This is a genomic window from Pseudomonas sp. S06B 330, from assembly GCF_002845275.2.
GTDB lineage: Bacteria > Pseudomonadota > Gammaproteobacteria > Pseudomonadales > Pseudomonadaceae > Aquipseudomonas.
In genome coordinates, this window is the sequence record NZ_CP088149.1 from 3,440,512 (window position 1) to 3,461,803 (window position 21,292).

Below are 21,292 nucleotides of genomic sequence, written 5' to 3' on the forward strand. Positions count from 1 at the left end.
CGCCCCGTTCCTTAGCGGATGAACACCTGGGTAGTGGTGATCGCCATGTCGCCGCCCGGCAGCTTGACGTTGCCAATCTGTTTGAGGCTGTCGGCATCGAAGATCGCCACGTCGTTGAAGGTTCCGGTCAGGTAGATCTTGCTCCCGTCCTTGTTGAAGGAAATGCAGTAGTAGGAATGATCCAGCGTTGCCGACTGCAGCAACTTCTTCTGCTTGATGTCGTACTTGGCCAGACGGTTGAGCACACCGAACATCAGATTCGGGTCTTTCGGCGAGCGCATGCCACTGAAGTAGATTTCCGTCAGCGGGCCGAAGTCGGTGGTTTGCGCCTTGCCGGTTTTCAGGTCGACGCTGAACAGCCCGTAAAGGTATTCGGCAGTGGCTGGATCCTGCTTCTTGTCCTTGAATTTAGCGGTGGTGTAGAGCAACGAAAACTCGCGCCGATAGGTTTGCTGGTTCCAGATGTAGAGCACGTCAGGCGCACTGTAGTTGGGGCGTTTCCAATGTCGGCTAGCAACGAGCACATCGAACTTTCCGGTGTTCACATCGACCTTGTAGATATCCGCCCCCGCCACATACAACGTACCGTCATCACCACTCTGCATGATGGTCAGCTGACGAGGCGCCGGGTAACTGCGCAGCGGTTTGGCATCGAGCCCGGCATCGGTGGCATACACATCGAGCCGAGGTGACTGCACTTCATAGCGATCATTGAGCATCAGCGTCGGATTGGCGATGGTGTACAGCTCTTTACCGTCATGACTGACGGTGAAGGCGAACATAGACTTCGCTTTCTCCCCTGGCTTGTGCGTGATGCTGGCGTGGAACACCTGTTTGCAGTTGTCGAGTGCTACGCCGTAAACATCCGCGTAGTGGTTATTCAGTACGTAAGCGGTCTTGCGATCCGGAGACAACTGGATCGTACCAGGACCAAAGGCGTCAGGCATTTTGCAGGTCTTGAACAGGCTATCGGTGGCCAGGTCGATGACGTGCAGGTTGTTCGGGTAGTTGGCGGTGACCAGGTACTCGTGACCGCTTTGCAGTGCGGTGTTTTCATCGGCCAGAACAGTGTGCGAACACACGCTCAGGATAGCGAACGCGGCCAGGCCGCAGGCGTTGATGCTAGGCATGCTGGAATCCTTTTTCTGTTCGGTTATTTGTCTTTGGGAAAGACAGTCCCGAGGTTGCGCCAATTGTCGTTGGACGCCTGGGCATCCTTGTTCCAGTCCGGGTAGGTGCTCATCATGTCCGGCACTTGCGCTGGCCACCAGCAAGGGTCGGAGCAACCGTACAGGTCGGCTTCCATTGGTTGGCACAGCGACGACACACCGCCAAAGGCGTCGATCTCCCATCCCGGGTCGGTGGTCGAGGCGCAGCCGGCGACCGAGCTCATTGCCACCACTTCTTCGATGCGGTTTTCGGCCGCGGCCTGATCAAGCTTCTGGGCTTTGTTATTGATTGCCTTGAGATGTTTCATATCAGTGAGCCTTGCGCGGAGTGATGTAACTGCTGATGAACGCAGGGTTTTGGGCCATGATCCGGGTGTAGACCTCGATGCCGAAGTCGACCCAGTCACGCATCAGTTCGCAGTAGTGATAGGTCGGGTGAGTCGGGTCGCCGTAACGGGCGTAGCTCTCGTGGTAGCAACCGCCAGAGCAGAGGTTGCGAATCTGACAGTCCGCGCAGCCGGTGTTGGTGCGGTCAAGGCGCTGGGACAGGAAGTCATTCAGCTCGACCTGCTTCACCCCACGGTGAACATTGCCGAAAGTCGGCAGCGACGAGCCGGTAAAGCGATGGCACAGGTTCAGCTCGCCCTTGTGATCCACCGCCAGCATCTTCAGGCCCGCGCCGCACGGCAGGGCTTTTTTGTGACCTTCGTGGATGTCGGTGATCAACTGGTGCAGGTTGGAGAAGCCAATGTTGCGGTGCTCCAGCGCCGCGTCCAGGTAGCGTCGACCGAGTTTCTTCATATTGGCGAAGACGTCGATCAATTCTTCGCTGGACAGGTTGAACGAGCTGATGTCACCCGATGTCACCGGGGCAAAGCCGACTTCGGCAAAACCCAGTTCATTGAACAGGTGGTCCCAGATGGTTTCAACGTCGGTGACGCCGGTGGTCAAGGTCACTCGCGCGCCCACCGGGCGGCTGTTGTAGCGCGACAACAGCATCTGGGCCTTACGCCGCACCACCTCGTAGGTCCCCTGCCCGCCCACGGTAATACGATTGCGGTCGTGCACGGTTTTCGGCCCGTCGATGCTCACCGAGAGCCCGAAACGGTGAGCATTCAGATAGTCCACGGTTTCTTCGGTGAGCAGGGTGGCGTTGGTGGTCATGACGAACTCTACAAGCTTGCCTGCCTCACGAAAGCGCTTTTCACAGTAATCGACCATGTACTCGATCAGCTTGCGGTTGCTCAGCGGTTCGCCACCGAAGAACACCACCGTGAAACGCTCTTCGTCCGGAGATTCGCGTAGCAGCATTTCCACCGAAGCGATTGCCGTTTCGAGGTCCATTTTCTTGCCGGCTGACGGCTTGTCCAGGTCCTCCTTGTAGCAGTAGGTGCAGCTCAGGTTGCAGCCGGTGTTGACGTTGAGCACCACGGTGTTGATCGCCGTGCGCTCGACGCGCTGGATGGCGATTTCCGGGGTCAGCGGTGAGCCATCGCTGACCAGCTCCAGGGCCATCAGCTCACGTAGGGTTTCAGTAATTTCATCGCCGCCGAAACGTGCCGCCAAACGCTCGATCAAGTCCTCCGACGAGCAGCCGGGGCCGCGCAAGGTATCGATAATCGAGCCCGTCAGCTCATCGCTGGCGAACAGCGAACTGCTGGGGACATGAAACAGCATACGGTCGGCATCGACCCGAACTTCGTGCAGGTTGCGTTCGACCAGATTCAAGATAGCGCCCATGGCAAACCTCCTGTGCAGGCTTCGCTTGCGAGGCCTGCGATCATTCCGAAAAAGTGTCTGAAGTCTTGGTTCTCAAGGCACTCAAGGAATGGGCGGGTTGTTCCAGCGTTGCACGGTCACAATCATGTGGCCTTCGCCAGTCAGCGACGTCCCTGCGTCGTCGACGGCAGCGATCACCTTGAGGTTGCCGGCATTGTTGGTGGACATTTTGCGTGCTGGGTTCGGCCCGGCATCGCCCGGTGTGAACACCCCGGTATCGGCCTGAATGGTGCCGGCAAACTTGACGTCTTCGTCTTCCTTGGCGCGGTCGTCGAATGCTTGCACCGACCACTGCGCCGGGAACACACCGATGCGATACGGTTTGCCATCGACGTCCTTGCCCCAGGCTTCAGCGTCGAAACGCCCCTGAACCTTCGGTGTCGAACCCCCGCCGTCACCTATCCGTGCCACCGAGAACGCGGGCACTACTTTGACTTCGGCAATATTGCTGTAGACCGACAGGGTCGGACCGCTCAGCGTGCCGACGGTGACGTTGCGCAGCCCCGGCTGGGCATTTTCAGCCGCCTTGAGTTTGACGCGCAGGCGTGCAGGCGTTTGCTCCAGTACCTCGACCACGTCCACGCCTTTGCCAAAACTTGGCTGCCCCGTCAGACCACTGCCGATCAAGGTGACTTCGGTTTCGCTGCCCGCTTTCAGATAGCCTGGCTGCACCGCCAGCAAACGGCTGCTGCCCTGCTTGGCCGCGACGAAATCCAGGCCCCGCTCATCGTGCTCAGCCTCGAACATCCGGCCTTGCATGGCACTGCCTTGGGCGGCGAATACCTGACGCATAGTTACGCCATCGAGGCTGACGTTGCCGCGCCATTCATAACCGCTGTAAAGAATCGCACTGCCGTCGCCATTGAACGGGCTGCCGTCGGCGTACTGGCCTTTGACGCTGACCTTGAAGGTGTCACTGCCATCGGCGCTGACGCTCATTACCCCGGCCAGTTCGCCTTTACCGGGCAGGTGGCCGCTAAAGCTCCAGTCGCCCACCAGCGCTTGTGCTTTCGGTGCGCTGCTCAACCAGTTTTTCCAGGCCGGGTTGTCCAACGGGTAACGCTTGGCCAGCAGCGGCACCATCTCTTTACGGGCCAGCTCAAACCAGTCGCGGTCGCGAGACAGCGCCTGGTACTCCAAAGACGGCCAGTGGCCGAGGTGGAAGTTCACCAGGCGCTCCCACTCCTGAGCCGGTCGACGTTGCAGGGCCACCCGTGCACCGGAGTGGCAGCGCCCGCACATCTGGCTGGTCTGCTCGTCAAACGTTTCGACGGTGTTGAGGCGGCGTTCCAGCGCGTAACGCACCCCCTCGGTCTCGCTCGGTGCGAGGCCTTGAGTGTCGGCCAGGTATTTGACCAGGGTGCGGCGGTCGTCATCGCTGATCTGCAAACCGTGCATGGTCTGCATCCGGGCAATGCTCATCAGCCACCCTTCCGGGGTCTTGCGCTGATGACTGATGCGGCTCAGGGCATTGTCAGCTTCGGGCGTGTGACAGCCTTGACAGGTTTCCTTGAGGATGGTCTGGGCGTCGCGGGCTGCCAGGCTGTAGGGCGAATGCAGCGCAATAGCACCCGCCATGACTAGCAGGCTGGCGCTCAGGCCTGTTCGGAGTTTTCTCTTCATCAACGTCGAACCTCGCACGGTGCTTTATTATTTTTGGCTTATCGTTTTTATTGTTTCTGCCGTCAGCGACGGACTGCAGACGGCGGCAAGAGAAACGTCAGTGATGATCAATACACGGAACGTGCCAGCTTCAACGCAACCTTTTTAATCAAGCAGTTACGTAACGCGGTTGACTATAAGTCGCGTCTGAACAGCTGTGTTTGCGTCTAATATCGCGACAGGTGTTGCAGTCTGAGACAAGCACAGGCACACCGGCCGCTACATTTCGCCACCCGCTCAGTACAGCCCCTCCCCAAAGCAGTGTCTCGATGAAATGCCGAACGCTCGATGCTGGCTGTCTCAAGGTGTCGCAATATGCAACACCCACGCCTGCCTGTACCTCCCTAGCTCGCGGATAAATCACCGAAAAATCAATCAATTGCGATTCCTCGCCGAACTGGCACAGCCATTGCGAAAGACCTTGTTCCATGAACAATAAGAGGTCTCACCATGTCGCTCCCCTCCCTACTCCCCGCAACCACTGCGTTTATCCAACGCGCGCCGCGCATGCTGATCGGCGCCGAATGGGTCGAGGCTAGCGATGGCCAGACCATGCCATTGCACAACCCGGCCAGCGGTGAGGTGCTGTGCTGGGTACCTCGGGCGACCCCGGACGACGTTGATCGCGCAGTACGTGCGGCGCGTCAGGCCTTCGATGAGTCCGCCTGGAGCCGAACCCGGCCTCGGGAGCGGCAGAACCTGTTGTGGAAGCTTGCCGACCTGATGCAGCGCGACGCCGAAGTGCTGGCCCAGCTGGAATGCCTGAACAACGGTAAAAGCGCGGCGGTGGCGCAGGCCATGGATGTGCAACTGTCCATCGACTTCCTGCGCTACATGGCGGGTTGGGCAACCAAGATTGAAGGTTCATGTGTCGAAGTATCATTACCGCTGATGCCGGACGATCAATTCCACAGCTTTATCCGCCGAGAAGCAGTGGGTGTGGTCGGCGCCATCGTCGCCTGGAATTTTCCGCTGCTGCTGGCCTGCTGGAAACTCGGTCCGGCGCTGGCCACGGGCTGCACCGTGGTGCTCAAGCCCGCCGACGAAACCCCACTGACAGCGCTGAAACTGGCAGAACTGGTGCTCGAAGCCGGCTACCCGAGTGGGGTGTTCAACGTGGTCACCGGCACCGGCATCACCGCAGGCTCCGCCCTGACCCACAACCCATTGGTGGACAAACTGACATTCACCGGGTCCACGACGGTGGGCAAGGAAATCGGCAAGGTCGCCATGGACTCCATGACCCGGGTCACCCTGGAACTGGGTGGCAAGTCACCGACTATCGTCATGGCCGACGCCGACCTGAACAGTGCCGCAGCGGGCGCCGCCAACGCCATCTTCTTTAACCAGGGTCAAGTCTGCTGTGCCGGTTCCAGGCTGTATGTGCAGCGCAAACACTTCGACAATGTCGTGGCCGATATCGCCGGCATTGCCAGCGCCATGAAACTCGGCAATGGCCTGGACCCGAGTGTACAGATGGGGCCACTGATCTCGGCCCGCCAGCAGGAGCGGGTCTCGCGCTATATCGACATGGGTCGTGAAAGCGGCGCAACCATTGCCTGCGGTGGCAACCGGTTCGGGCCGGGTTTCTTTGTCGAACCAACGGTGATCGCCGACGTCGATCAAAACCACGCGCTGGTGCAAGAGGAAATCTTCGGTCCGGTGCTGGTGGCGATTCCGTTCGACGACGAAGCCGATGCCCTGCGCATGGCCAATGACAGCCCCTATGGTCTGGGCGCAAGCATCTGGTCCAACGACCTGGCGGCGGTGCACCGGATGATTCCACGGATCAAGTCTGGCTCGGTGTGGGTCAACTGCCACAGCGCCCTGGACCCGGCGCTGCCGTTTGGTGGCTACAAGATGTCGGGGGTGGGCAGAGAAATGGGCTATGCCGCGATTGAGCATTACACCGAGTTGAAGTCGGTGTTGATCAAGCTGTGAACCCGCGCTTACGGTCGATAGCCTTGCCCTAATAGCCAGCTACGCACCCTTTTCCCCTGCTCCACGGTCAAATCCGCCAGCGCCTGTTGCGCTGGCTGGATTTGCAAGCGCCGCAACAACGGCGCCAGCTCAACCCCCTGCAAATGCCAGACTCCCAGCGGCTGATCCGCCGTGACCACCACCTCGGCCTCCTCCACCAAGCCGTCGCGCAACACCGGCGCACGCTGTATCCGTAGCGAGGAGAAGTCTGGCTGTGGGTGTGCAGGTTCTGCATCCGGCCAGCGCTGACGAGCGCGCCAGAACGGCTGCTCCGGCCAGCGCTGTTCATCGGCATAGAAATCGCGGCCGATTCGGGCGAAACGCAAAAACAACTGCTCGACCCGCTGCTGATGAAACTGCTGGGCCAGCGCCGCACGTTCTGGTGCGCGGATCAAGGTATTGATAACCGCCGGTGCCTGCAACGCTGAAGACAAGGACTGGAAGATCCCGTTTCCCGACAGCGGATCAACCGCCATCGCTGCATCGCCAACTCGAATCCAGTTATCGCCGCAGACCTGTGGGCCGAGAATCGCCGTGCTGCTGCGGGCATGCAACTGCAAATCGCGTTCCGGCACACCGCCAAATAGCGCCTGCGCCAACGCCGATGCCTGGCGCCGAGCTCGACAGTAATCCAGCAACTGCGCTTTGCCCGGCAGCTCGGCACTGGCCACATCTACCGTCAACTGCCAATAACATTGACCATTGGCCTGCCGCGCCATCCAGGCCCAGCCGTCTTCAAGGCTTTCGACCGCACTCGCGTTTTTGCCCGCTGCACCTTGCCAACGGTTGAGCAGGCTGACGGTTTCCGGCCCGCGCAGCCCCTTGCCACCTGCCGGGGCCTGGCGCCCCCGCGACTCCACCAGAAAGTCTGCAGTAATCGCTGCCCGCCCTTCGACGGACACCCGATGGCCCGACGCCTCTGAATGCACGGCCATGACCCGCCCTTCTATCAATTCGACACCGGCCAGGCGCAGGTCCTCGCGAAGGCCTCGATCAAAGCGCGGACGGTCCAGCAAGAACTCGATGTTTTGCGCATGCTGCTGAGCATTCCAGGACACCTGGCGCTGCGAAGGCAGCGTCGCGCCTTCCAATGCATGGGTAAGCCCCGCGCCGCGCAGGGCATCGAGCACTCGCACCGATACGCCTTCGAGCGCCGCAAATCGTCGCCAGTCACTGACCAGCGTCACGTCGTAGCCAAGCCGTCGCAAGCCCAGCGCCACCGCCGCCCCGGCCGGACCAGCACCAAGAATCAACATCGCGCTCATGCCCAGACGCGCCGTTCAGGGCCGTGATAACGGGCGTTCTCGCGCAACCATTCAATTATTTGCCGATGGTTGCCATCGTCATGCTCGACCAGGAAACGAGCGATATGCCCGCTCAACGCCGCGCAGCCCAGGCTCGCGCCGGATTGCCCCGCAGGGGTGCCGCGCACGCAGGCGGCGAAATCCGCCTGTTGGCTGTTGAGCCATGACCACTCATGCGCCTCACAACGCGCATCGCCGGTGATCCGCAGCACCCCCGGGTAGCTCGCTGGAAACACCGCCGCGCCCTGCGCCGGGCTGGACGCACAAAGCAGCACCCCACGTTCCTGCGCCGCCGCACAGGCTTCGCGCAACAGGCTGCGGTCTTGACGCAGCCCCAGGCTCAGGTTGATCAACCGGACCTCCTGCGCAACCAACCAATCAATGGCCGTGGCGATCTGCAGGGCGCTGGTCACCCCGCGCTGATCGAATACCTGCGCAACGCAAAACATTGCCGAGGGGGCTCGCAGACTGATGGCATCGATTACCGCACTACCGTGGCCCAACGGGTCATCACGCAATGGTGCCTCAGCCAGGCCGTCGGCCACCAAATAGAAACGTCGGCCAGCCACCACCCGGGGTCGCTGCGCCAACGAATGCCCGCTGTCGACAATACCGACCCGTAGCTCAGACTTCATGCAACACCTGCGATGACCTGAGTACGCCGTCCACCAATTCAAAGCGCAGGTCGGCATCCGCCAGCGTCGCCGAACGGTGGCTGATAAGTATCCGCGTACGCCCGGCGAACAGTCCGTCGATGGCTTCGATCACGTCACGCTCCGTGGCTTCATCGACCGCCGAAGTGGCTTCATCGAGCACCAGAATCAAGGGATCTTGGAGCAAGGCGCGGGCGATGGCGATCCGCTGTTTCTGCCCTCCCGACAGCTGCTGTCCGCGCTCACCCAACGGGCTGTCGAGGCCTTCAGGCAAGGATTCGATCAGGCTGTCGAGTTGCGCCAGGCGCGCCACTTCAGCAATGGCCGCGCGGCTGGCAGCGGGCACGCTGTAGGACAGGTTGTCCGCCAGGCTGCCCCGAAACAGCACAATATCCTGACTGACCACGGCGATCCGCCGTCGCAGCTCGAACACGTCCAGATCGCGCAAGTCGATGCCATTGAGCAACACCTGGCCGGACTGTGGATCGTGGTGGCGTTGCAGCAGATCGATCAGCGTCGTCTTGCCGACGCCAGAGCTGCCGCTCAGGGCGACTTTCAGGCCGAAAGGGATCAGCGCATCGATGCCGCGCAAGGTCGTCGGGCGCCCAGGATGGCCGAAATGTACGGACTGGAAACACAGCTCACCCGATGTCGGCATTGGCTGTGGGTCGACTGGCGTGATGACGCTAGGGGCCTCACCGCGCAATTCCATGACCCGGCCAAGGCTGACGGTCATGCGCTGGATGGCCACGTACAAACCGAGCAAGCTCTGCACCGGCCCCACCGCCATGCCCAAATAAGTGGAAAACGCGATCAACGCACCGAGCTGCCACGTGCCCTGCACCACCCAATAGCCACCGATCAAAAACGCGCAGGCACGGGACCACGAGGTCAACGTACCGGGGACCGCCTGGGTGAAAAACTCGGTCACCTGCAGGCGCAGCAACTGGTCCATGTAACGTTGCCCCAACCTCTGCAACCGACGTGCCTCACGTTGCTGCTGGCCGGCGGACTGGATGAATTTCATCACTGGCAACGTCTCGACCATGAACGATGACATGTCTGCCGAGCGCTCACGCAACTGGCGCACATCGCGCTCGACCTTGCGCCGCATCCAGCGCAACCAGAGCACGTCGAGGGGAATCAGCACCAGCACCAGCAGCGACAGTTTCCACGACAGGGTCACCAGCATCGCGACGGCAACCACCAGGCCGATCACGCTCGACACCGCCGAATACAGCGAATCCACGGCAAAACGTTGAATCTCTGCAACATCGCCGTCAAGGCGCGACATCAGGTCACCGATGCGCCGCTGGCTGTAAAAACTGGGCGACAGGGTTTGCAAATGCCGATACAGGTCATCGCGCAGGGCAAACAGAATGCGCCCGGACAGCCGCGTGTGCAGGTAGCGGTTGATCCCCGATAGCAGCGTTCCCAGCAGCCCAGCCACGATCATCAGCCCGGCGATCAGCGCCAGCATGGGAAAGTTGCGCGCCAGCAGCCCATCGTCGATCAGCAGCTTGGTCAGCCAGGGTTGCACCAGCACCAGTGCCGACGCACAGATCGACAAGCCGAGTAACCCGACAATCGCCAGACGCTGGGGGCGCACAAAGCTGTAGAGCCAGCGCAAGGCGGCTTGCAGGGCTTCAGGGTTGTGGCTCTCGATCAGCCGAACAATCAGGCGCGGGATCATGAGCGCAACTGCTTTAGCTTGCGGTACAGCGTCGCGCGACTGATGCCCAGGGCGTCAGCGGTGGCCGAAACGTTGCCTTGGTGTGCATCAAGGGACCGGCGAATCAGTTCCAGCTCCTGCTCGCGGATACAGCCGCTCGCGGGCCGCTCGCTGGCGCTCAGCTCGTCCAGCAGGCTGTCGGGCAAATGGTCGAGCGTCAGCACCCTGTCCTCTGGCTCACGCATGGTCAGCGCGGTGCGCAGGACCATCTCGAGTTGACGCGTATTGCCTGGCCAGTGATAGCCGCTCAATAACGTGTTCAGTTCCTCGTCGAGCGTGGTCGTCGGCGCCGCCAACTTTTCCAGCAACCGGTTTACCAACGTGCCGAAATCGCTTCGTTCACGAAGAGCCGGTAACATCACGCTGATACCGTTGATCCGATAGAACAGGTCTTCGCGAAACTGCTTGCTCGCTACCAGGTGCTTGAGGTCTCTGTGCGTGGCGCAGATCAGTGCGACGTCGATCGTCTGCTCCTCCCCCGCCCCCAGCGGCGCCACTTTGCGCTCCTGTAGAACACGCAACAGTCTCGCCTGGAGGCTGAGCGGCATGTCGCCGATCTCGTCGAGAAACAGCGTACCGCCGTGTGCCTGCATCAGCCGCCCGACCATGCCGCCCTTGCGTGAACCGGTAAACGCACCTTCGCGGTAACCGAACAGTTCCGACTCGATCAAGCCGTCCGGAATCGCCGCGCAGTTCACCGCTACGAAGGGCTTTTCCGCCCGTTCGCTGGCCTGGTGCAAGGCTCGCGCCACCACCTCCTTACCGGTGCCGGTCTCACCCAGCAACAGCACGGGAAGCTCTCCTGCCATTCCTCGGCAAGCCATGCGCAAGGCGCGAGCCAATCGGCTATCGCCACCGGCCAGTTCGTCGAGCACCTGAGGCTTGGCAACCGGAGAACGGGGCGCCGAAATGGCACCGGCGAAGTGGCTGTGGCGCGGCACCTGAAGGGCCTTGAAAAAAAGCTCGCCTTTGGCGGTCTGAGCGCTCCTAACCTCGCCTTGCACCAAACGCGCGATGAATTGCATCGAGCGGCTGCCCAACAGATCACTGCTGTGCAGGCCCAGCAACGATTGGCGCGTCATCTGCAGCAGACTGCAGGCCTGATCGTTAGCGGCCAGCAGCTCCCCGTCAAGGCTCAACGCCAGCAGCCCATGCCAGGAGGAACCGAGATACTGCCCGCGGCTGTGGAAGGCCAACACCAGGTGTTCGGGGTAGCAGATACTGAATAGCCGGCTCTCGATATGACTTGCCGCCATCATCAACGTGGCCAGTCCATCCTGGGGTTGGGTCATGATGCCGTCGCGGGTCAGGTCGAGCACGCCCATCACCCGGCCGTGCGGGTCTTTGACCGGCACCGAAATGCAGGAGTAGCTGCTCAGGCAATCGAGATAGTGTTCACCGCAGTTGATCAGGGTCGGCCGCCCTTCCACCACTGCGGTGCCGATGGCATTGGTTCCGCGTAGCGACTCGCTCCAGCAACTGCCCGGTTTGAGGTCACGCAAACCTTGCCTTTCGAGGAATTCGGTTTGGCCCTCGACAGCCAGAAGATTGGCACCGGCATCGCCGAGGATGATCAGCCCCCCGGCGCCCTGCTGGCTGACCAGGTATTCCAGCTCGGGCGTCACCGCATCAATCAACAGGCGATTGTTGGCCAGCAGCATCTGCAAGTCGAGGTCTTGTTGTAAAGCCACCGTCTCGTCGTCCAGGCAGTTCACCCCGTAACTCAGGCTACGACGCCAGGACGCGTCTATTTCTTCACGCAAAATACCCTGGGGTAAGCGGCCCTCATTGGCCAGTCTGAGACGCACCTGCCGTGCCTCATGCAGTGGATCGGCAGCCATTATTGTTTGAATGTCTTGTGCCATGGTTCGCTCCAGCGACACCTGCCCCGTCGCGCTGGGGTCCTACTGCGCAATTGCATGAATGCGCCGTCAAGTTCGCACAAGCTTACGTGCCCGTAAAGCCCATTCAGAAAGGCACCGGTGTGCCTACGAGCCATCTAGACGCCTCTTTGAATGCGCTACTGCGGATCGCTCCGCGCAACGCGGCGCCGCAAGCAACAGCATGAGACTTTTTTGCACAACCAACAGGGTTAAATGTGTGTATTGGCTTGATATACGCATGCCTATACTCGATCCGCCGGTACTGATCAGCCCCCTGCAATAAATCAGGCCTTCGATAACAATAAGTAAGGGCACTCATCATGAATACCTCTATCCCTGCTCAGGCTCCCCTTCCTCTCGTGCCCGAAAGCGCCCCATGTGCAAGGGGTCCCGCAGCAGCCCGTGTGTCAGCTGACGGCCTTCCCTTTCTAGCGGCCCGTGATTTCCTCCTGGCCCACCGCACCGACTACGACACCGCCGTGCGCGACTTCCGCTGGCCACAATTGACAACCTTCAACTGGGCGCTGGACTACTTTGATGTAATGGCCGCGGAGAATCAGGCCACCGCACTGTGGATCGTCGAAGAAGACGGCAGCGAACAGCGCTACAGCTTCCAGCAACTGGCTGCGCGTTCCAACCAGGTGGCCAACCACCTGGATGCCCTTGGCGTGCGCCGTGGCGATCGTGTCCTGCTGATGCTCGGCAACGACATCGCCCTCTGGGAAACCATGCTGGCCGCCTTCAAACTTGGCGCCGTGGTCATCCCTGCCACGGCCCTGCTGACCACGGAGGACCTGAGCGACCGCATCGAACGTGGCCAGGTTCGCCACCTGGTAGTCGGCAGCGCCCATCTGGACAAGTTTGTCGGCCTGGGTGAGGACTGCAGCCGGATTTGCGTTGGCCCGGCGTCCGCGGGGTGGACGGCACACAGCGCCGCCAGAGACTATTGCGAGCGGTTCGAGGTCAAGGGCCGCACCCTGGCCACCGACCCGATGCTGCTGTACTTCACTTCTGGCACGACCTCCAAGCCGAAAATGGTGCTGCACAGCCACCAAAGCTACCCGGTTGGCCACCTCTCGACCCTGTACTGGATCGGTCTACAGCCAGGCGATCTGCACCTGAACATCTCTTCACCGGGCTGGGCCAAGCACGCGTGGAGTTGCCTCTTCGCGCCATGGAACGCCGGCGCTTGCATCTTCATCCACAACACCACGCGCTTCAGCGCCCGGGCCTTACTCGGCGCCTTGGAGCGCTACGGCGTCACCAGCCTGTGTGCACCGCCCACGGTGTGGCGCATGTTGATTCAGGAGGATCTGGCCAGTTACAAGGACCGCTTGCGCTTGCGTGAACTGGTCGGCGCGGGTGAACCGTTGAACCCGGAAATTATCGAGCAGATCCAGCACGCGTGGGCCTGCCGCTACGCGACGGCTTCGGCCAGTCAGAAACCACCGCCCTGGTCGGTAACACGCCTGGTCAGCCACTCAAACCGGGCTCCATGGGGCGTCCGCTGCCGGGCTATCAGGTGACCATGCTTGACCCCGACGGCGTACCTGGCCTTGAAGGTGAAGTGGCCCTGTCGCTGGACGTACGCCCTCTCGGCCTGATGCTGTGCTACGAGGACAGCCCGGAAAAGACCGCTGAGGTGATGCGCGACGGCTACTACCGCACGGGCGACACCGCGCAGATCGACGCACAGGGCTACATCACCTTTGTTGGTCGCGCCGACGATGTGTTCAAAGCCTCCGACTACCGCATCAGCCCCTTTGAGCTGGAAAGCGCGCTGATCGAGCACCCGTCGGTAATGGAAGTGGCCGTTGTGCCCAGCCCGGACCCGCTCCGCCTGGCCGTGCCCAAGGCGTTTCTGATCCTGGCCCAGGATCAACCCGGCAGCGCTGAGCTGGCCGGCAACATTCTCGCCTTCGCTCGCGAGCACTTGGCGCCTTACAAGCGGGTACGACGCATTGAGTTTGTCACCGAGCTGCCCAAGACCATCTCCGGCAAAATTCGTCGGGTGGAACTACGGCAGATGGAAGCACAGCGCCGCCAGAGCGATACGCGAGGACCTCACGAGCACTTCGAAGAAGACTTCCCACAGCTCAAAGGCTGACCCCAGGCCGCTGCGCAGTGATTGAAAAGCGGTGATACTCTTCACCGCTTTTGTGCGCCAGCAACTACGCTGAAGCTGGCGGCTGGTTTTGTAGGGGTACATTTGAATGCGCGGTAAACCAACGTATAGAGGCTCGGCACTCATCCTTCCAGCCCTGCTCGCCATCGGTTTGGTATTGTCATCAGGATGTTCCAGCAAATCGACGAAGGCTCGTTATCAGGCCGCAAACGCAGGCTCGGCGTGCCACGCCAAAGCCATGCCCACTGCTGGTGAAGGGGGGCTGGCTTGGGGATCTACGCTGCAAATCGCCCGGCAAAAATCCTTGCACAACTGTATGCGCTATGCCAGCCGGTCCGGGGGTACGCCTAACACCTGTAAAGTAGTATTGGCTGACTGTAAGTAAATAGGAGCTTCGGGGCTGGGCTGGTAGCTGTAGCCTAGGCACGAAGCTGCGATCGACTGTAGCGCAGTCGCAACGCGGGCACCTCATTGGCTCTGGCAAATCGCTGCGGTCAGGTGTTGCGGCCGTTTCACGCCCGATCGCCGCCTCACGGGGCAGCGGCTACAACGGGCCAGCCTCGCCCCCCACACCACCCTACCCGCGCAAAAACGGCAGTTGCGCCTCGGCGGCCCGAACAGCAGCCACGTGGTAATCCAGTGCTGGCAACAGGTAGTCAAAAAAGAAGCCGGCGCTTTCCAGTTTTTCCACACGCAGTGGGTCATCTACCGCCAAGCCCATCACACACCGCGCTGCCCGCGCCCACGCAAACGCCAGCAGGCCGCTGGCACACAGCTGCAGGAAATCCCCTGCAGCGCGGTAAGGGTACTCCGGGTCCAGCGCACTGAGCCCGAACACATCGTCGACCACGCGTTGCAAACTGTCGCAAACACCCGCCAATCGATCTGCGTACACCCCACACCCGGCCGCGCCAAGGCCCGCCGCGGCTTCCTCACGCATCTCTTCCAGCAACAGGGCAAACGCTTCACCACCGTCGCCCAGCACTTTGCGCAACAGTAGGTCATTGGCCTGAATTTCGTTGCTGCCCTCATAGATCATCGCAATGCGGCTGTCGCGCAAGGTCTGTTCGATGGCAAATTCCTGGGTGTAGCCATAACCGCCGAACACTTGAAGCGCTTTGCTGGCAAGGCTAAAGCCCTGCTCGGTAAAGCTTGCCTTGACGATCGGTGTCAGCAATTGCGCCAATTGCCGGGCCCGCTCGCGCTGCGGTGGCTGCACGGCCTCAGCGGCCAGGTCCAGCCAGTGCGCCACCCAGTAACCAATCGCCCGCATGCCTTGACTGCGCACGCGCAACTCCAACAGAACACGGCGCATCGCCGGGTGCAAATGGATCGGGTCTGCCGTACTGGAGGGTACCTGATCCGGTCGTTTGGGCGCGCGCATCTGCCGACGTTCCAAGGCGTACTCGCGCGCATATTGCCATGCAGCTTCTGCGTGCCCCAATCCCTGCAAACCCACGTGCAAACGCGCCGAATTCATCATCACAAACATCGCCGCCAAGCCACCGTGAACCTCCCCCACCAACCAGCCGCGAGCCTGGTCAAAATGCAGGGCACAGGTGGCGCTGCCCTTTATGCCCAGCTTGTGTTCAATACTGTCGCACTGCACGCCATTGCGTTCACCCTGCTCAAGCCATTTGGGCACCAGCATCAGCGACAACCCACGGCTACCTGCGGGTGCCCCAGGTAAGCGCACCAGCACCAGGTGCAGGATGTTGGCCGTCAAATCGTGTTCGCCGCCGGAGATAAACAGTTTGCTGCCAGTGATGCTGTAGCCGCCATCAGCCTCGGGCTGCGCTGCACAGCGCAGTAGGCCGATATCACTGCCTGCCTGGGGTTCAGTCAGGCACATGGTCGGCAGTACCTCACCACTGACCACCGCCGGCAGATAACGTGCCTTCAGCCAATCCGGGGCATGGGCGTTCAGGCACAGGTAAGCACCGTGGGCAATGCCGGTGTACATGGCCCACGCATGATTGCTGGCATAGAGCATTTCCTGCAGCGCCGCGTCGAGGACCTGCGGCAAGCCCTGCCCGCCCCAGGCCGGATCGCAGGCCAGGCCCGGCCAACCGCCCTGGACGTAGGCCTGGTACGCAGCGGCGAAGCCGTCAGGTGTGTGTACCTGCCCGTCGATCAGGCGACAGCCCTGACGATCGCCTGACGCATTCAACGGTGCCAACACGTCGCTGCAAAAGCGCCCAGCCTGCTCCACCACTTGGCGCGCCAACTCGGGGTCGACGTCCTGATAGGCCGGTATCGCTCGCCAGACTTCAGGGGCTTGCAGCCAGTGTTCGAGGACGAACTGAATGTCGCTCAACGGCGCCTTGTACTGCTGCATGCCTGACCTCATCGGGTGGTGTTTTCAACGGTGGTATTGCGGGTTCTCGATCAGCAACGCCATTCCCTGGCCCCCACCGATACAGGCAGCGGCAATGCCATAGCGCAGGTTGTCGGTGCGCAGTTGGCGAGCCAGGGTTTGTACCAGGCGCAAACCGGTGGCCGCCAAGGGATGACCCAAGGCGATGGAGCCGCCGTGTCGATTCAATCGTTCAGGTTGCAGTTCCAGGGCGTTGGCGACTGCCAGCACCTGGGCTGCTTGGGCTTCGTTGATTTCGAAGCGATCAATCTGTTCCAGGCGCAAACCGCTGCGCTGCAGCAACAGCTCAATGGCCGGCACCGGGCCGATGCCCATGGTCTGCGGCGCTACGCCCACGGCGGTGGCCATCAACAGCCGCGCCAGTGGCGGGCGCGTACAGGCCGAGAAACGACAGACCAGCGCCGCCGCGGCACCATCCACCACCGCACAGCTGTTGCCGGCGGTCTGCACACCGCCAGCGTGAATCGGCGTCAACCGCGCCAAGGCGGCGCTGTCGGTTGAGCGTGGATGACTGTCCTGCCCAACCTCCTCCACGCCCCGTGGCAAACGTATGCTGCGCGGCCGGTAGTGCTCCGGGGCGAACGTTTCGTTGCCTACTGCGACAATTTCTTCAGCGAACCAGCCCCGCGCCTGCGCCGCCAGCGCCTGCTGATGGCTGCGCAAGGCATAGGCATCGACCTGTTCGCGACTCAGACCATAATGCTGCGCGAGATTTTCCGCGGTGGCGATCATGTCCATGCCTGCCGCCGGATCGTACAGGGCCTCCCAAAGGAAGTCCTTGAACTCCACAGCGGCACCCAGGCGAAAGCCGCCGCGGTGGCTGTAGGCGGCAATCGGATTGCGCGACATCGATTCGCTGCCCACGCACAAGGCCAGCTCGACACCGCTGGCCAGTTGCTCGCCCGCTTGGCGCAGTACTTCCAGACCCGTGCCGCAGATACGCTGCACCGCCAGGGCCGGCACCGCCTGTGGCACCCCGCTGTACAAGCCGATGTGGCGCGGCAGCATATAGGCATCAAAACTGGCCTGCGCCATGCTCCCGGCCAATACACTGTCAACCGCCTGCGGATCGATACCCGCCCGCGCCATCACCTCACGGGCAACCTTGATGCCCAGGTCGATGGGCGAGATCCCGGCCAGTGCAGCCCCCAGGTCGGTCCAGGGCGTGCGCACCATTTCCATGATGGCGGCATCGTCAAAGACGCTACACAACCCGGCGCCACTCATGCTGCGCGCCCCGCACGCAGCATGTTCGACGCTTCGCCGCGATACAGGGCCTCCACCGTCTGCGCCCGCCGTTGCAGGACTGCGCGCTGATTGATCGAGCCCTTGTCGGTGATTTCACCGTGATCGATCGAAGGCGGCTCCTCCAGCAATGCCACCCACTCGATTCGACTGGCATTGCCCTGGGCGTCACGGTTCAAACGCTGCAACCAGTGCGCGAACCACTCACGTACCGCGGCGCTGGTCAGCACTTGCGCATCACTGGCGCCAGGTTCGAGGCCAGCCAGTTGGCGACATTCAGGTAACCGGGCAAATACCAGAATGCCCAGGCACTCACGGTCAGGTGCGGCGACGACAACATCCTGCACATAGGGCGAGCCTTCGAGCACCGCACGGTTGCGCAGCGGGCCAACGCTGACAAACACCCCGGAAGACAGCTTGAAATCTTCGGCGATACGCCCATCGAACATCAGCCCCAGCTGGCTGTTGTCAGGGTCGGCAAGTTTCAGGGCATCACCTGAGCAGTAATAGCCTTCAGCATCGAATACCTCGGCGGTCTGCTGCTCGGCGCGCCAGTAGCCGGGCATGATGTGCGGCCCGCGAAAGCGCCCTTCCAGCTTGTCGCCCACAGGTACCAGCTTCACTTCACAGCCAGGTGCCGGCAGGCCAATGTAACCGGCCATCGACAAGGGGCCGGTGGTGAAGGTGCACGACGGTGCCGCTTCCGTCATGCCCAGCCCCGCCATCATGCGGATACGCTCACCGCAATGCTGTTCGGCGACACGGTCCAGGCGATCCCAGATGCTTTGCGAAAGCCCCGCAGCGGCGAAGAAGAACAGTTTGATACGGGCGAAGAAGCGCTCGCGCAACGCTGCGTCCTGCTCCAACGCCTTGACCAGCTCCTCCCAGCCCTTGGGGACCGTCAGGTAAGCGGTCGGTGAAATGTCCTTGAGGTTGCGCAGGGTTTCAGCGAAGCCCTGCACCGTCGGTTTACCGCTATCCAGATAGAAGCTGCCGCCGTTGTACAGCACAATCCCAAGGTTGTGACTGCCGCCAAAGGTGTGGTTCCACGGCAGCCAGTCAACCAGCACCGGCGGTTCTTCTGCAAACACCGGGAACGTCTGCAGCAGCATCTGCTGGTTGGCGCACAGCATGCGCTGGGTGGTGATCACCGCCTTGGGTAACTTGGTCGAGCCGGAGGTGAACAGAAACTTGGCAATCGTATCCGCTCCAGTTGCAGCAAAGGCAGCATCGGCAGCCGCAACGTCGGGGCTGTCGAGCAAACGGCTAAAGGCCACTTGAGGCCGACCAGGCAGCACTCCCTGCAGGCTGACTACCGGCACCCTGGGGTCGATCACCGCTTCGATAGCACGCTGAAACGGCGCTGTGTCGCTGACAAACACCAGGCCCGGCTGCAACACCTCACAGACATGGCGCAACTTGGCGAAATCCTGAGACAACACCGAATAAGCCGGTGACACCGGGCAGTACGCAATACCGGCGTACATGGCGCCCAAGGCAATCTGCAGATGTTCGATGTCGTTGCCCGACAAGATAGCCAACGGACGCTGCGCCGACAGCCCAAACCCAAGCAGGTTGGCGGCAATCGCCCGAACCTGTTCGAGCATCTGCGCATAACTGACCTCACGCCACATTCCAGCGCTATCACGCGCGGCGATAAAGGTCTGATGCGGCCGCACCCGAGCCCAGTGCTGCAGGCGCTCGAGCAGACGCGCAGGCAACGGAGCGAGTGGCTCTTTGGCACGCATGCGCAGGATGCCATCCACCTGGCTCACTTCAACATCGGGGTGGCCGATGGCTACCTGGCGGTAACGCGGCGTGGCGAGAGGGTCTGACGCACGTGGGCTGATGGCGGGTTTCACGCAGGGTGCTCCTTGTTATTGTTGTACATTCAAAGGCCGCTGAGCTGCCCCATCAAATCGGGTAGTGTCGCGGCCCGTGCTGCAAGGTGATCCAGCGCAGCTGAGTGAAGTGCTCGATGGCTGCACGACCGCCAAAGCTGCCGTAGCCACTGGCCTTCACGCCGCCAAAGGGCATGTGCGCCTCATCGTGAACCGTCGGCCCGTTGATGTGACAGATGCCAGATTCCACGCGCTGGGCCAGCGCCAAAGCGCGGGCCGTGTCACGGCTGAAGATGGCCGCTGACAAACCGAATTCGGAGTCGTTGGCCAGCGCCAGCAACGCCTCGTCACCCTCAGCCCGCACCACCACAGCGACCGGCCCGAAGGACTCTTCGCGGTACAGGCGCATGCTGGCATCGACGCCGTCGAGCAGGGTCGGTTGCAGGATACTGCCGTCCAGTTGCCCGCCACAGACCAGGCGCGCGCCCTTTTCCAGCGCATCGTCAATCAGCGCCTTGATACGTTGACCGGCGTTCGCATCGATCAAGGAGCCCAGCACTGAGGCTGGGTCGCCAGGATCTCCAGCGCGCAAACCGGCGACCTTGTGCGCCAGTTTCTCGACAAAGCGCTCGGCAATTCGGCTGTCGACCACCAGACGCTCGGTGGACATACAGATCTGCCCCTGGTTGAAGTACGCACCAAAGGCTGCCGCTTCAACGGCGGCATCCAGATCAGCATCGTCGAGCACGATCAGCGGTGCCTTGCCACCGAGTTCCAGCAGCGCCGGCTTGAGGTGACGCGCCGACAGCTCACCGACAATGCGCCCGACGTGGGTAGACCCGGTAAAGTTGACCCGACGTACCGCTGGGTTGGCGATCAAACGTTCGACAATGGCCGCGGCATCCTGCGGTGCGTTGCTGATGACATTGACCACGCCGTCCCCCAGCCCCGCATCCTGCAGCACCTGACCGATCAAGCGGTGCACGGCCGGGCTCAACTCCGACGCCTTGAGCACCACGGTATTGCCACACGCAAGCGGCATGGCAAGGGCACGGGTGGCGAGAATCACCGGCGCATTCCACGGGGCGATCCCCAGCACGACGCCGCAGGGCGCACGCACCGCCATGGCAACACTGCCAGGCACATCCGAGGGAATGACTTCACCGCAGATCTGCGTGGTCATCGCCGCGGCCTCACGCAGCATTCCCGCCGCCAGGCGCACGTTAAAGGCATACCAGTTGGCCATGGCGCCCGTTTCGCCCGCGGCGTCGAGGAATTCGCCACTGCGTGCCTGCATCCGCTCGGCCGCCGCCAGCAAACGGCTGCGCCGTTCATTGGGGGCCAGCGCCGACCAGGCGGGAAACGCTGCCTGCGCCGCCGCCACAGCAGCATCGGCATCCGCCAGGCTGGCCGCCGCTACCTGCGAGACCACTTCGCCGCTCAACGGGTTACGCCGTTCGAAGGTTTTTCCATCGCTAGCCGGGCACGACCGACCGCCAATCAGCAAAGGCACCTGCAACATCGTCATTCCTCTTTAGGGTC

At 61.7% G+C, this 21,292-nt stretch carries 14 protein-coding genes and 1 pseudogene; 3 read left to right on the forward strand and 12 right to left on the reverse strand.

The genetic code is table 11. The annotated features are described in order from the left end of the window. Window positions 1–11: 11 nt before the first annotated feature. The 4 genes from peaD to peaA form a co-directional block, all read right to left on the reverse strand. On the reverse strand, window positions 12–1,130 hold the full coding sequence (gene peaD / locus CX511_RS15255; protein ID WP_045183032.1) for a quinohemoprotein amine dehydrogenase subunit beta: 1,119 nt from the start codon (window positions 1,128–1,130) through the stop codon (window positions 12–14). Window positions 1,131–1,153: 23 nt separating this feature from the next. Next, a complete protein-coding gene (gene qhpC / locus CX511_RS15260; RefSeq protein WP_033061173.1) occupies window positions 1,154–1,477 on the reverse strand; it encodes a quinohemoprotein amine dehydrogenase subunit gamma in 324 nt (107 codons plus the stop codon). Between the two features lies 1 nt (window position 1,478). After that, a complete protein-coding gene (gene peaB / locus CX511_RS15265) occupies window positions 1,479–2,909 on the reverse strand; it encodes a quinohemoprotein amine dehydrogenase maturation protein (RefSeq protein ID WP_045183035.1) in 1,431 nt (476 codons plus the stop codon). Between the two features lie 81 nt (window positions 2,910–2,990). Next, a complete protein-coding gene (peaA, locus tag CX511_RS15270) occupies window positions 2,991–4,571 on the reverse strand; it encodes a quinohemoprotein amine dehydrogenase subunit alpha (RefSeq protein WP_045183037.1) in 1,581 nt (526 codons plus the stop codon). A 489-nt stretch (window positions 4,572–5,060) separates the two neighbouring features. Here peaA and CX511_RS15275 point away from each other — a divergent pair, with 489 nt between their 5' ends. After that, on the forward strand, window positions 5,061–6,551 hold the full coding sequence (locus CX511_RS15275) for an aldehyde dehydrogenase family protein (protein WP_101293503.1): 1,491 nt from the start codon (window positions 5,061–5,063) through the stop codon (window positions 6,549–6,551). 8 nt (window positions 6,552–6,559) lie between these two features. Here the strand turns inward: CX511_RS15275 and qhpG are convergent, their stop codons facing one another. From qhpG to CX511_RS15295, 4 genes are read right to left on the reverse strand one after another with little or no spacing between them, the layout of a single operon-like run. Then, on the reverse strand, window positions 6,560–7,855 hold the full coding sequence (gene qhpG, locus CX511_RS15280; protein WP_101293504.1) for a flavin-dependent monooxygenase QhpG: 1,296 nt from the start codon (window positions 7,853–7,855) through the stop codon (window positions 6,560–6,562). Next, complete coding sequence (gene qhpE / locus CX511_RS15285) at window positions 7,852–8,529, reverse strand: subtilisin-like serine protease QhpE (RefSeq protein WP_045183042.1); 678 nt, start codon at window positions 8,527–8,529, stop codon at window positions 7,852–7,854. The genes qhpG and qhpE overlap by 4 nt, the downstream gene beginning before the upstream one ends. Next, a complete protein-coding gene (locus CX511_RS15290; RefSeq protein WP_045183436.1) occupies window positions 8,519–10,237 on the reverse strand; it encodes an ABC transporter ATP-binding protein in 1,719 nt (572 codons plus the stop codon). The genes qhpE and CX511_RS15290 overlap by 11 nt, the downstream gene beginning before the upstream one ends. Next, window positions 10,237–12,144, reverse strand: a complete 1,908-nt coding sequence (locus CX511_RS15295; protein ID WP_101293505.1) for a sigma-54-dependent Fis family transcriptional regulator — start codon at window positions 12,142–12,144, stop codon at window positions 10,237–10,239. The genes CX511_RS15290 and CX511_RS15295 overlap by 1 nt, the downstream gene beginning before the upstream one ends. 422 nt (window positions 12,145–12,566) lie before the next feature. Between CX511_RS15295 and CX511_RS15300 the strand changes: the two are divergent. Together CX511_RS15300 and CX511_RS15305 are read left to right on the forward strand one after the other, a co-directional pair. Next, window positions 12,567–14,269: pseudogene (locus tag CX511_RS15300) on the forward strand (AMP-binding protein). A 106-nt stretch (window positions 14,270–14,375) separates the two neighbouring features. Further along, window positions 14,376–14,672: a hypothetical protein gene (locus CX511_RS15305; protein ID WP_082071306.1), complete on the forward strand. Its 297-nt coding sequence runs from the start codon at window positions 14,376–14,378 to the stop codon at window positions 14,670–14,672. A gap of 192 nt (window positions 14,673–14,864) precedes the next feature. Here CX511_RS15305 and CX511_RS15310 read toward each other — a convergent pair whose 3' ends face one another. From CX511_RS15310 to CX511_RS15325, 4 genes are read right to left on the reverse strand one after another with little or no spacing between them, the layout of a single operon-like run. Next, a complete protein-coding gene (locus CX511_RS15310; protein WP_101293506.1) occupies window positions 14,865–16,625 on the reverse strand; it encodes an acyl-CoA dehydrogenase in 1,761 nt (586 codons plus the stop codon). Window positions 16,626–16,649: 24 nt separating this feature from the next. Then, window positions 16,650–17,891, reverse strand: coding sequence for a thiolase family protein (locus CX511_RS15315; RefSeq protein ID WP_101293507.1), 1,242 nt, complete (start codon window positions 17,889–17,891; stop codon window positions 16,650–16,652). Next, the gene (locus tag CX511_RS15320; RefSeq protein ID WP_101293508.1) at window positions 17,888–19,771 is read right to left on the reverse strand and encodes a feruloyl-CoA synthase; all 1,884 of its coding nucleotides are present in this window, start codon (window positions 19,769–19,771) and stop codon (window positions 17,888–17,890) included. Before CX511_RS15320 ends, CX511_RS15315 begins: the two co-directional genes overlap by 4 nt. Before the next feature lie 52 nt (window positions 19,772–19,823). Beyond that, window positions 19,824–21,272 (reverse strand): aldehyde dehydrogenase, encoded by a 1,449-nt coding sequence (locus tag CX511_RS15325; RefSeq protein WP_045183053.1) that lies wholly within the window; start codon window positions 21,270–21,272, stop codon window positions 19,824–19,826. Window positions 21,273–21,292: the final 20 nt, after the last annotated feature.